The following is a 12,129-nucleotide window of genomic DNA, read 5'->3' as shown; positions in this document are numbered from 1 at the left end:
CATGAATATGATCTTACTTCCTATTTATTTCACCGCAGATTGAGTAATTGCTTTAACAAACGATCTTTGACCAACTATAAAAATAATAATAACGGGTAGAGCAGCAATTGTTGTCATTGCCATCAACTTGCCATAACTTTGTGTGTAGCTTCCTGTTGCCATAATTGCAATACCTGCTGTAATGGTTCGCATCTCTGGAGAAGATGTTGCATATAGTGGCCAAACAAAATCATTATAAATCCCCATAAATGTGAAAATAGCAAGTGTAACCATAATTGAAGTAGCCGATGGTAGCAATATACGAGCATAGATATGCCATTTATTCGCTCCATCAATCCGAGCAGCTTCTTCAATTTCCTTAGGAAACGATACAAAAAATTGATAAAGTAGAAATACACCGAATGCTCCTGCTGTAGCCGGAAGTATTAAAGCTGGATAAGTATTAAGTAGGCCTAACGCATTGAATTCCATATACATAGGCAAAAACGTAAGGACAGATGGAATCATCAGTGATGCTATAAAGATAGGTAGCATTATACGTCGTAACGGCATATCATTCAGTCTTGCCAGTCCGTATGCTGCCATGGAATCAATAAGTAGCACAATAATGGTTCCGACAACTCCAACCAGCAATGAATTTCCGATCCAGCGCATGATAGGAACATTCATAAATTCCCCTTGAATCCCTTGCACAAAGTTATCTATCGTCGGATTAATCGGAAATAAATTCATTTGTCCTGAAAGTGCCTCAAAATCATTTTTAAATGCAGTAGATAGCATCCATATTAATGGAATCATAAAAACAATACCGATTATGCATGCCACCAAAACAACTCCAATTTTTCGAGCTATCATCTATTTCTCCCCTTTCTTAGCCATCGTTAGTTTCATTTGTACGAGGGATATAATTATTATTAGTAGTGCCATCATAATAGCCATTGCAGAAGCTGAACCAATTTGCTTGCGTGCAAATGCTTGATCCAGTACGTTCATTAACAATACTTTAGTCGAATCACCAGGTCCACCTCTCGTTAGAAGGAATGGCTGTGCGTAAACATTAAAGGATGCTATCGTCGAAGTAATCATTACAAAAAGCATAACGGGCTTAATCGTAGGTAACGTTATATGAATAAACTTCCGCCATTGATTCGCACCATCGATCGAGGCTGCTTCATAATAATCTTCTGGCACCTCATTAAGTGCATTAATAAAAATAATCATGTTAAATCCGATCGTCCACCATAAAGTAGTTATAATAAGAGCGATCCATGCCCAAGGTGTGGCTGTTAGCCATGGAATTCCCAAAATTCCCGATTTTTGAAGTAAGCTATTTAAAAATCCAGCATTCGTATCGAACATCATTAACCATATGACCGCCATAACTGATGCGGATAATGCATAGGGCATGAAATATATTGTTCTAAATAACCCTCTAATTTTCCTAGGTAATGCATTAACTAGCATTGCCATCCCAAGTCCTGTAAAAATCAATAATGGCACAGAGTAAATTACAAACTGGAAAGTTGCCCATAAGCCTCTAAAAAACACACTATTGGCATACGTTCCTGGTGTGATAATCTCAATATAATTTGCCAATCCTACAAAATCGTGTTCTGCGGACAATAATTCAAAATTGTGTAGACTTAAATAAACTCCATATAAAATGGGGAAAAGTAAAAACACACTAAAAGCAATTAAATATGGAATGACGAACAAAAACGAAGTAAAGCGGGAACCCACACTACTTTTCATCATATTACCCCTTCCTGCACTTGCGGCCTCTTAAGTTCTTTTCATACACGGTTGTAAAAAGAAGATGAGACATGTATTGCACTATCCCATCTTCTCTTCAATTAGACCTATTTCATCGCTTGATGAGATTTATTGACTGCGTCATCCATAGCTTCTTGAACACTTTTATTGCCAAGCAATGCGTTGTTCAATTCACTCCAGATTGGCTCTGAAATGGTATCCCAATTAACTACGTTAGGACTAAATTGTACATATTCGAAAGAAGAAGCAATTGTGCTTTGGAACTCAAGAGCTTTAAACTCGACACTTTCAATCATCGGAATAGAAGCTAGTGCTTGACCAGATTCAGCCCAATCCATAGAGTTAGAAGAAACGTATTTCAAGAAATCACCTACGCCTGCAACAACTTTTTCATCTGTAATGCCTTGAGGAACTACGAATCCATGTGAACCAGCGTATACCGCTTGTCCAGCTTTACCTAATTGAGGAACAGTTGCAACGCCATAATTTAAGCCCGCTTCATCAAATTGTGATTTCATCCATGGGCCGTTAAATTGAATAGCATTTTTACCTTGAAGGAACAATGTGTTTTCCCCATCTTGTTGCACGTTAGCTGGAGAAGTACCTGCTTCAATCATGTTGCGAAGATATTGAACAACTTCAACCACCTCAGGTGAATTAAAGCCCACATCATTACCATCCCATAGCTGACCACCATTTTGCCAAACTAATGTTGGGAAAATAAATTGTTGTGGCCAAAGAGTCGGTACTACATAACCGTAGACACCCTTACTAGCATCTGTCAGCTTCGTAATTGCTTCATCAAACTCTGCACGGTTTGTCGGAACAGTCGTTACTCCTGCTTGCTCGAACAAATCTTTGTTATAGTACATAACTAATGGATGAATATCCAAAGGAATCGTATACCATTTATCCTCGATTGTACCGTATTCAACGGGAGCTACTGCAAAATCTGCTTTGGCAATTCCCGCCTCTGCTGCTAAATCATCGATTGCTTGCAATTGATTTTTGCTAGCGTATGTTGGCACCTTATCTACGTGCATAATCATAAGACTTGGCTTATCTTTAGCTGAGCTTAGTGCAATATCTACTTGCTTGTAATATTCACCGTTTGGATGAATTACAAAATCTACTTTGTATTGATCCTGTGAGCTGTTGTATTTATCAACAATTTTTTTCATAAAAGGTCCATCTGATCCAGAGAACGGTGACCAAAACAATATTTCTGTTTTCTTACCAGTTCCTCCTGAACTTTGGTTAGTACTGTTGTCACCTGAGTTACTGCTGCATCCTGTTGCGATCATAGCAACAATTAGAATAAGTAGTAGTAAGCTAGACCATTTCATCCCTTTTTTCTTCATTATACTAATCCCCCTATTTGTTTAATTCGGTAGTTGTTACAACCTTGCTACTATCATAAACGGAAGATGAGTCCCGACAAGCGTCACATTTATAGATGATGTGGACATATCTTTAGAATGTTATAAATATGTTGCCTCTCATTAAATTTTACGAGGCAACATATAGCACCAACAGACTGAAATCAAATAAAAAAGACGATTTTTCATTCGCAAACCGAATGAAAAATCGTCTTTTTTATGATGCCACAGAAAAGTGTACGGTTAGAGTACAAAAGCTAAGAATGTTTAGCTCAAAGTCTCAAATGAAAGTTCTACCAAAGTTCAACACCCGAATATGCAATCCTCAAGCACTTTGTAACGAACCCCAGCAACGTGTACGGTTCAAGTACACGAGCGGAGAATGTCTAGCACGAGGCGACAAATAAAGGCTCTAGCGAAGTTAATCCCCGAGCACACAACCATCAAGTAAGATGAAACAAACCCTAGCAACATGTACCGTTAAAGTACATACTGCTGGGTTTTGTTTTGATCGAAGCTTATAATGGAAGTTCGAAATCGTGGGCTGTCAGCACCAAGAAGATGCACTCTAGCGGAAACGAGGAGCGCAAGTAGTAGTTATTGGTACACGAGCACACGCAGACTTTCGATGGAGGGCATATTCGAAGCCGAATTAACTACGTAGCTAATCCGCGTGATCACAGTCCACGATTTTGAGCAACCTATAAAAGGTGTTCGTATTTGTAGCTTGGATAACACCCTAACACCCGCACCTGACACCCAATCGCTTCAACTTCTTGCAGTGCTGATTGAAGTAAAAACTCTTCAAGCGAGTACTTAATCTCAATATAGAAATAATAACTACCTAATTTCTTCTTCGTTGGACGCGATTCAATACGTGATAAGTTAATTCTTCTCCACGCAAACGCAGACAACACCTGATGCAATGCTCCAGCATAATCTTCAGGTAATGTAACCAGAATACTTGTCTTCATATTACTATTTTCACGAGCAGTATATGGCTTATCTCCCACTAGGAAGAAGCGAGTGTAGTTATTATTGTGATCAGTGATCGATTCCGCCAATATATCTAATTTATTATTAACCGAAGCCGTCTTTGTTCCAATTGCAACTATACCTTCTCCTGGACGATCTGCAACGATTTTGACTGATTCCGCTGTACTACTCACATGTTCCGTTTCCGCATGTGGGAAATATTCACGAATATATTGAAGACATTGCGACATCGCTACTGGATGGCTAATTACTTTTTTCACTCTGGAATAATCTATCTGACCGTACTCATTTAATAATTCTGAACGACGACCGATAAGATTCTGAATGGAAGGATAAACCCATTCCGCTTGAATGGGGAGATTTACTTCATGAACAAGCCAATCTAAATGCAAGCTCACTGAACCGTCAATCGTATTCTCTATAGGAATAACACTATAATTACTAATATTATTTACAGTCGATAGAAAAACATCTGAAATCATTCGATGATGTTCCCATTGAACGGAGTCATCTGAAAAGAATAACTTTGCTGCTTCATCTGATACTGATCCTGCTGGCAATAGAGCTACTGTTGTCATTAGTGTCCATCTCCTTTAACTAAATCCATAAACGCGATTGTTTCACCCTGCGTATTGGATTCGTAAATGACTCTTGCGCCATAAATATCTGGAGATAGCCACATCGTAGTAGCTGTTATGCCCTCCTTCTTCATGCACTCAAGTAAAAATTGTTCAAGTTCCTCTTGCTGCGTACTTTGCGAATCAACAAATGTAATTAATGTTGGTCCTGCACCACTAAGAGCTGCTCCAAGGGCACCTTTTTCAGTAGCATGTTCTAAAATATATTCCATTCCAGGAATTAATGCCGCGCGATAAGGCTGATGTATTCTATCTTGCATAGCCGTACGAATTAATTCAAGCTGACCAGATGCAAGCGCTGCGACAAGCAACGAACTGCGACCAATATTAAAGACTACATCTGCTTTGCTGTATTGACTCGGTAATGCATGTCTCGCTTTTTCAGTTGATAATTGAAAATCTGGTACTACAACTAATGTTTCAAGCGTAATAGGAGGCGTTATCTTCACGTATGGAGCTGTTTTCTCATCCCATGAAGAAATAACTATCCCACCAAATATCGACGCTCCTACATTGTCTGGATGTCCCTCTAATTCCGTTGCCATATGGAATAGCTCGTCAGTAGTTAATGGTTGTCCAATCAGTGCATTGGCAGCTACAAGCGCACCAACAATAGCTGACGCACTACTACCTAAGCCACGCGTCAACGGGATATCACTATACATACTTATTTTAAGTGCTTGCTCTGGCATTCCTACCCGAGCAAACACTTTTTGAGCTACTTTATATACTAAATTATTGTGATCTGTCGGAATTCCTTCCATACCATCGCCATATAGATGAACCTCTGTTTCATCGGCTACTGTAAGCTCTAACCATGCATATAGCGATAAAGCCATGCCTAGTGCATCGAAACCTGGTCCCAAATTAGCAGTACTCGCGGGAATTTTAACAACTACGGATTGTTTTTCTATTTTGTTCATGTGCTTATCCTTCTACTCGATATACGCTCTTCACTTCATGAATAACATCAATAGCATTGAATGATGAAAGTACATTTTGAATTGCGGCTTTGCTAGCGTCGTGTGTAATGACGATAATTTCAGCATGAGTTTGATTTTGATTAGGTTGTTGCAGTACAGATTCTAAGCTTACTTCATGATTTGCAAATTCCTGTGTAATACGAGCAAGTACTCCCGCACGATCAGCAACTTTAAGCAGTAAGAAGTATTTAGAAGAGATTTGATCATCAGTTTTCAACACTGTTTGTTTATAAGCAGTGTTCACACGTTTACCACTGATACCAAGCTTAATGTTTTTACTTACTGCGACAAGGTCGGCAACTACAGATGTAGCTGTTGGTAATTCGCCAGCGCCTGCACCATAGAACATCGTTTCACCTACTGCCTCACCATATACTAGAACAGCATTGAATACACCGTTAACAGAAGCGATTGGATGCGAATTTTTCACCATTGTTGGTTGCACAGATACGCTCACTTGATTTTCATCACATTCAGCGATACCTAGTAATTTCAATTGATAGCCAAGATGCTTCGCATATTGGATATCTTCTTTTGTAACAGAAGATATTCCTTTAACTGATACATCATCTAAAGAAACAGCAGTATGGAAACCAAGACGCGCTAGAATCGTCATTTTACGAGCTGCATCAAGCCCTTCTACGTCACTTGTAGGATCTGCTTCTGCATAACCTAGTGCTTGAGCTTCTTTCAGTACATCGTCATAAGATGCACCTTCTTGTGTCATTTTAGTTAAAATAAAGTTAGTTGTACCATTGACGATACCCATAATTTTTGTAACACGATCTGATGAAAAACCATCAATTAGTGTACGGATGATGGGAATTCCTCCAGCAACACTCGCTTCATAGTAAACATCACAACCATTTCGTTGTGCTATTTCTAATAATTCTGATCCATAAAGCGCCATTAGATCTTTATTTGCTGTAACAACGTTTTTACCAAGATTAAGTGCTTCTACAATATAATCTTTTGTGTCCGTAGTTCCACCCATAACTTCAATGATTACATCAATGTCGGGATGACGAACAACTTCCCACGGGTCTTCAGTTAATTTAGAACGATCAACTTCAATGTTGCGTTCTTTGTTCACATTGGAAACGAGTATTTTTGTAATCTCGATAGAACTACCTACTTGATTATGCAAATCGTCTTGATGATTCTCCACGATACGAACTACGCCAGTACCTACAGTACCTAGACCTAATAATCCTACTTTAATCGGTTTCATCTATATCCCTCCAGATTATGATATCTATTGATTACTATCCTTGGCCAATTACTAAGGCGTTCCGCACACCTTGTTGTTGCTTTAATAAATCTATAAATGGCTCTATCTCTTTTGATAGGCCAGAAACATCTACTGATAAAACTACGTTAGCATAACCTTGTAGTGGGATACTTTGATTCATCGTTAGTAAATTACCATCATGTGCGGCAATTACACCAAGTACACTAGACAATACACCAGAACGATGCTCTAAGTCCATTGCTACAGTGATAATATGTTCTCTAGCAATTTCAGCTAGTGCGTACACACCATCTTTGTATTTATAGAAAGCACTTCTACTCAGCCCCACTCGTTCTACAGCTTCATTGATCGTATGTGCTTTTCCACTTTTCAGTATTTCTTTCACCTGGATAGTTTTAACGATCGCCTCGGGTAATATATCCTCTCGGACGACAAAAAATCTAGCGGTCATCAATTGTCCTCCTAACAAAGACATATGTTCTCTTATAGTGGACATTATATCGAATTCTCGAATTAATTACAATAGGCGACAAAAAAAAAAGACGACCTCAGTCGTCTCCTCATCATTAATTATTTGGGTCATAATCTGAACCTTCGAAGAATTCAAAAGTATATTCACCAATACGAACCGTATCGCCATCTTTCGCTCCACGTCTACGAAGTTCATCATCAACGCCCATACTACGTAACATTTTCGCGAATTTCATAACGGCATCATAACTAGTCATATTGAAACGTTTCATAAAGCGATCAACATCTTCACTTTCAAGCACATAATCTTCATTATCACGAGAAATTTTGAAGCTTGATTCTTTTTTACGCTCATATTTGAATATTTTACGTTGCTCGCCTTCTTCAGGAACGATATCTTGAGCTTGTTCTTCAGCCAATTGCTTCTCAACAATATCAAGTACATCAGCAGCTTTATATAGAAGCTCATTAATACCATCTTTTGTTAATGACGAAATAGGTACGATAACATGTTCTTTGTCGCCATCATACTCTTTCAATTGCTCTAGGAATATTTCCAAGTTATCAACAGATTGTGGCATGTCCATTTTATTAGCTGCAATAATTTGTGGTCTGTCAGCTAATTTCTCATTATAAAGACGTAATTCGTTGTTAATTTTAATCCAATCATCGAAAGGATCACGACCATCGGTTCCTGATATATCAATAACATGAATAATAACACGAGTACGCTCTACATGACGTAAAAATTCATGACCTAGTCCAATTCCTTCATGAGCACCTTCAATTAGTCCTGGAAGATCAGCCATTACAAAGCTTCTTCCATCACCAACTTCAACAACACCTAGATTTGGTGAAATCGTTGTAAAGTGATAAGCACCAATTTTTGGTCTTGCTCCTGAAACTACTGAAAGCAATGTTGACTTACCTACGCTTGGGAAACCAACCAAGCCGATATCTGCCATTACTTTCATCTCAAGAACTACCCAATGCTCTTCACCAGTTTCACCATTCTCCGCAATATACGGAGCAGGATTCGTTGGTGTTGCAAATCGCATATTACCACGACCGCCACGTCCACCTTTGGCGATAATAATTTGTTGCCCATGTCTTGTTAGATCGGCAATAGTTTCACCTGTATCATCATCAGTGATGGTTGTTCCAGGTGGAATTCGTACAATTGTATCTTCTGCACTTGCTCCGTGCATGCCTTTTACTTTACCGCGTTCCCCACGGTCAGCTTTAAAGTGTTTTTGATAACGGAAATCCATTAGCGTTCTTAAACCTTCATCAACACGGAAGATCAAATTACCGCCATTACCACCGTCACCACCGTAAGGTCCACCATTTTCAACGTACTTTTCACGTCGGAATGAAATCAGACCGTTACCACCGTCGCCACCTTTTACAAATATCTTAGCTTTATCGACAAACATGAATTGCCTCCGTTCACGCTCTAGTTATCTGCAAATCAATTTGCTCGACTGATAATGCTCCGATGATTTGTACAGATCTAGCGCCATTCAACTGCTGTTCTATTTTTTGTTGCCATAATTCTTGATTATTCATACTACCATTAAATGCAAAATGTATATTCAAATGACCCTTATTGTTTTCAAATTGTAATCGCAGAATTGGATCACATGTCATATCAGTAGCTGCATATATGCGATACGCAGAAATAATTGATATAATGATCTCGCTAACCTGCTCATCCTCTATAATAATCGATCGTTGATCTTCCTTAGAGGAGAAACTAACTTCTAGGATGAAATTACTCGGAATCGTTCGAAAGCCAATAAGATAACTAACAAGAGAAGGTTCCTCTAGCTTTGAGATTGCACTCTCTGCTAACATCTTCCCCTTTATTCGTTCTACATATTCAGTTATGCGCTCTTGCTTACCAAGACGTATATAACCAAATAATACTTGCAGATCATTCATCCAATCATGACGATGATGATTCATCGTTGAAATCCATTGTTTATGGGTTGACTTTATTGTTAAAGAAAGTTGTTGTTTGTGTATTCTCTGCTCGACATAATAATAGATAGCACCAATAACTGCTACCCAAATTAATGCAAGTAGATTTATCCATCTGTGATTAGGCCAAACGAAGATTAATATTGCAGGTATAAAAGCAGTAAGCCATAGCCAACGTCGCCATAAGTACCATTGCTCCATCTAGCAAATCCACCTCTTTACTTAACACTACTCACTATTATATCATTATTTAAAAATAGCCCCGACCAAGCAATGCTGGAAGGGGCTAATTTCGTTCGTTATTAAGCTTCTACTGCTGCAGCAACTGGTGCTAGTTCAACTGGGTATACGCTCACTTTTTTGCGTTCACGACCCCAACGTTCAAACTTAACCACGCCGTCAATCATAGCATATAACGTATCATCTTTACCGATACCTACGTTAGTACCAGGGTGAATTTTTGTACCACGTTGACGGTACAAAATGCTACCACCAGAAACGACTTGACCGTCTGCACGTTTAGCGCCAAGACGCTTAGAATGAGAATCACGACCGTTCTTAGTAGAACCTACACCTTTTTTGGATGCGAACAACTGAAGATTTAATTTCAACATCTAGTGTCCCTCCTTCTTAATTATTATTTGAATTGCGATCATGTACCGATACATGATCACCATATGATTGAGCGATCGAATCAAGCATCACAATCATAGACTCAAGTAATAACTGAAGCTTTTCTTCCACTACTTGATCCGCAATTCGCGGAATAGGAGAAGATAGCCAGCCATTCTTCATCTTGACAGGAAGCTCGACTCCCGCTAACGCTTCGATCGCATTCACTGTACCAACCGATACAGCAGAAACTCCAGCACAGACAATGTCTTTACCGTGTTTCGCATAATTAGCATGTCCTTCAACAGCGAATGATACAATACGATTGTTATCGTTTTCTCGTACAATAGTGATCGTAATCATCTTAGCTCCTATTAAGCTTCGATTTTTTCGATAGTTACTTTAGTGTACGGTTGACGATGACCTTGCTTGCGTCTGTAGTTCTTTTTCGCTTTGTATTTGTAAACAATGATCTTTTGACCTTTGCCGTGTTTCTCCACTTTTCCTGACACTTTAGCGCCAGATACAGTTGGAGTACCTGCAACAAAACCGTTGCTTCCTGATACAGCTAGAACTTGGTCAAAAACAATGTTTTCTCCCTCGCTACCGTCAAGTTTTTCGATGTAAATTACATCGCCTTCTTGAACTTTATACTGCTTACCACCAGTTACGATAATTGCGAACATAGTTGGTGCACCTCCTTATTTGTCGAAGACTCGCCTAATCAAGGTGTCATTGTTGCCAATGAGCTTAAACCCGATTCGTGCGGTACTTGTATTATTCATCAATGTGAACAATACACCAAAGTATTGTATCATAAGTAGCCTATTACTTCAACTGAATTTCTTGCAAATATTTCGAAGTATAACTATCTCGAGCTTTTTTTCGCGTTAATTCCATTAATCCAAGCCTTGTCCAACCAAAAACAACACATTTTGCTCCATCAAATTTCACGGATTCAAATAATATTTTAAATATTCGATTACGATTTTCTTCATATTCCATATCGATAAAATCAATAATAATAATTCCACCTGTATCTCGTAAACGTAGCAATCTAACGATAAGTTGTGCAGCTTCAGCATTCGTCTGATACAATGTGTCTTCTAAATTATTATGCCCAACGAATTTCCCCGTGTTTACATCTATAACCGTTAATGCTTCGGTTTCTTCCCAAATTATATATCCCCCGTTATTAAGAGGAATTTTGCGACCAAAGGCAGACACAAGCTGTTTATGAACACCAAATTGTGAAATGATCGCATGCTGTTGTTGCACGTAACTCCTTATATTCGGTGATTCTTGAGGTGCAATCAGTTGCATAATAAGTTGAACTTCTTCTTGAAGCTCTGGTGAACTTACGCAAATCTCATCAACATCTGATCGATAAAGATCACGAAATACACGTTGTAGTAATTGTTCTTCACTGTGAAGTAAGTGTGGCGCTTGTGCCTTGTTTGAGGTGTCAGCGACATGTTCCCATATATGACGAAGATGATCAACGTCCGCCTGTAATGATTCCACCGTTTCACCAACAGCAGCAGTTCGCATAATTATTCCTTCACCATTGGATATAAGCTTAGTACCAATTTGTTTCAATCGCTCTTTTTCATGTTCATCAACAACTTTTTTGGAAATTCCGATGTAATCAGCTTTGGGCATATATACTAGCCATCTTCCCGCCAAATTATAATGGGTTGTTACTCGAGCACCCTTATTGCCAAAAGGATCTTTCACAACTTGAACAATAAGTTCTTGGCCAGGATAGGTGACTTGAGATATTGTAGGTTTCTCGCGAGGTTGCTTATCCATATTAGGATCAAGTATATCGTCTATATAAATAAATGCATTTTTCATAATACCAATATCAACAAAAGCAGCCTGCATGCCAGGCAACACATTTTGCACGATTCCTTTATAAAAATTACCTACTAAGCTACGTTCTGTTGTTTGCTCTACGAAGAATTCCGTCAGTTGTCCATCCACTAGTAACGCTGCTTGAGTATGTGCTTCATTCATATGGATAAGCAATTGCTTCATTT

The 12,129-nt window shown here is 38.8% G+C and carries 13 protein-coding genes and 1 other annotated feature; all 13 genes read right to left on the bottom strand.

Annotation, left to right across the window (positions count from 1 at the left end):
• Positions 1-24: 24 nt before the first annotated feature.
• The 13 genes from NV377_RS11990 to NV377_RS11930 all read right to left on the bottom strand — a co-directional run bounded on the left by NV377_RS11990 (position 25) and on the right by NV377_RS11930 (position 12,127).
• Entirely contained in the window at positions 25-855 is an 831-nt protein-coding gene (locus NV377_RS11990) for a carbohydrate ABC transporter permease (RefSeq protein WP_258199166.1), read from the bottom strand.
• Positions 856-1,755, bottom strand: a complete 900-nt coding sequence (locus NV377_RS11985; protein WP_258199165.1) for a carbohydrate ABC transporter permease — start codon at positions 1,753-1,755, stop codon at positions 856-858.
• A gap of 104 nt (positions 1,756-1,859) precedes the next feature.
• Positions 1,860-3,134, bottom strand: a complete 1,275-nt coding sequence (locus NV377_RS11980; RefSeq protein WP_258199164.1) for an ABC transporter substrate-binding protein — start codon at positions 3,132-3,134, stop codon at positions 1,860-1,862.
• A gap of 719 nt (positions 3,135-3,853) precedes the next feature.
• Complete coding sequence (pheA, locus tag NV377_RS11975; protein WP_258199163.1) at positions 3,854-4,726, bottom strand: prephenate dehydratase; 873 nt, start codon at positions 4,724-4,726, stop codon at positions 3,854-3,856.
• Complete coding sequence (gene thrB / locus NV377_RS11970; protein ID WP_258199162.1) at positions 4,726-5,709, bottom strand: homoserine kinase; 984 nt, start codon at positions 5,707-5,709, stop codon at positions 4,726-4,728. Before thrB ends, pheA begins: the two co-directional genes overlap by 1 nt.
• 4 nt (positions 5,710-5,713) lie before the next feature.
• Positions 5,714-7,000, bottom strand: a complete 1,287-nt coding sequence (locus NV377_RS11965; RefSeq protein ID WP_258199161.1) for a homoserine dehydrogenase — start codon at positions 6,998-7,000, stop codon at positions 5,714-5,716.
• Between the two features lie 34 nt (positions 7,001-7,034).
• Positions 7,035-7,472, bottom strand: a complete 438-nt coding sequence (locus tag NV377_RS11960) for an ACT domain-containing protein (RefSeq protein ID WP_258199160.1) — start codon at positions 7,470-7,472, stop codon at positions 7,035-7,037.
• Positions 7,473-7,587: 115 nt separating this feature from the next.
• Positions 7,588-8,928 (bottom strand): GTPase ObgE, encoded by a 1,341-nt coding sequence (gene obgE, locus NV377_RS11955; protein WP_258199159.1) that lies wholly within the window; start codon positions 8,926-8,928, stop codon positions 7,588-7,590.
• Positions 8,929-8,941: 13 nt separating this feature from the next.
• Positions 8,942-9,676 (bottom strand): Spo0B domain-containing protein, encoded by a 735-nt coding sequence (locus NV377_RS11950; RefSeq protein WP_258199158.1) that lies wholly within the window; start codon positions 9,674-9,676, stop codon positions 8,942-8,944.
• A gap of 101 nt (positions 9,677-9,777) precedes the next feature.
• Positions 9,778-10,089 carry a 50S ribosomal protein L27 gene (gene rpmA, locus NV377_RS11945; protein WP_258199157.1) on the bottom strand — a complete coding sequence of 104 codons (312 nt, stop codon included), beginning with the start codon at positions 10,087-10,089 and terminating at the stop codon, positions 9,778-9,780.
• 16 nt (positions 10,090-10,105) lie between these two features.
• Complete coding sequence (locus NV377_RS11940) at positions 10,106-10,450, bottom strand: ribosomal-processing cysteine protease Prp (protein ID WP_258199156.1); 345 nt, start codon at positions 10,448-10,450, stop codon at positions 10,106-10,108.
• Between the two features lie 11 nt (positions 10,451-10,461).
• Positions 10,462-10,773, bottom strand: coding sequence for a 50S ribosomal protein L21 (gene rplU, locus NV377_RS11935; RefSeq protein WP_258199155.1), 312 nt, complete (start codon positions 10,771-10,773; stop codon positions 10,462-10,464).
• 16 nt (positions 10,774-10,789) lie between these two features.
• Positions 10,790-10,871: a sequence feature (ribosomal protein L21 leader region), on the bottom strand.
• Between the two features lie 44 nt (positions 10,872-10,915).
• Positions 10,916-12,127 carry an Rne/Rng family ribonuclease gene (locus NV377_RS11930; protein WP_258199154.1) on the bottom strand — a complete coding sequence of 404 codons (1,212 nt, stop codon included), beginning with the start codon at positions 12,125-12,127 and terminating at the stop codon, positions 10,916-10,918.
• Positions 12,128-12,129: the final 2 nt, after the last annotated feature.

This window comes from Paenibacillus endoradicis, assembly GCF_024721975.1.
The sequence above is the reverse complement of the archived record's forward strand: the minus strand, read 5'-3'. Positions and strand labels throughout refer to the sequence as shown.

Coding starts and splice junctions, on each gene's coding strand:
- NV377_RS11990 (WP_258199166.1), bottom strand. CDS start 855: ATGATAGCTCGAAAAATTGGAGTTGTTTTGGTGGCATGCATAATCGGT.
- NV377_RS11985 (WP_258199165.1), bottom strand. CDS start 1,755: ATGATGAAAAGTAGTGTGGGTTCCCGCTTTACTTCGTTTTTGTTCGTC.
- NV377_RS11980 (WP_258199164.1), bottom strand. CDS start 3,134: ATGAAGAAAAAAGGGATGAAATGGTCTAGCTTACTACTACTTATTCTA.
- pheA (WP_258199163.1), bottom strand. CDS start 4,726: ATGACAACAGTAGCTCTATTGCCAGCAGGATCAGTATCAGATGAAGCA.
- thrB (WP_258199162.1), bottom strand. CDS start 5,709: ATGAACAAAATAGAAAAACAATCCGTAGTTGTTAAAATTCCCGCGAGT.
- NV377_RS11965 (WP_258199161.1), bottom strand. CDS start 7,000: ATGAAACCGATTAAAGTAGGATTATTAGGTCTAGGTACTGTAGGTACT.
- NV377_RS11960 (WP_258199160.1), bottom strand. CDS start 7,472: ATGACCGCTAGATTTTTTGTCGTCCGAGAGGATATATTACCCGAGGCG.
- obgE (WP_258199159.1), bottom strand. CDS start 8,928: ATGTTTGTCGATAAAGCTAAGATATTTGTAAAAGGTGGCGACGGTGGT.
- NV377_RS11950 (WP_258199158.1), bottom strand. CDS start 9,676: ATGGAGCAATGGTACTTATGGCGACGTTGGCTATGGCTTACTGCTTTT.
- rpmA (WP_258199157.1), bottom strand. CDS start 10,089: ATGTTGAAATTAAATCTTCAGTTGTTCGCATCCAAAAAAGGTGTAGGT.
- NV377_RS11940 (WP_258199156.1), bottom strand. CDS start 10,450: ATGATTACGATCACTATTGTACGAGAAAACGATAACAATCGTATTGTA.
- rplU (WP_258199155.1), bottom strand. CDS start 10,773: ATGTTCGCAATTATCGTAACTGGTGGTAAGCAGTATAAAGTTCAAGAA.
- NV377_RS11930 (WP_258199154.1), bottom strand. CDS start 12,127: ATGAAGCAATTGCTTATCCATATGAATGAAGCACATACTCAAGCAGCG.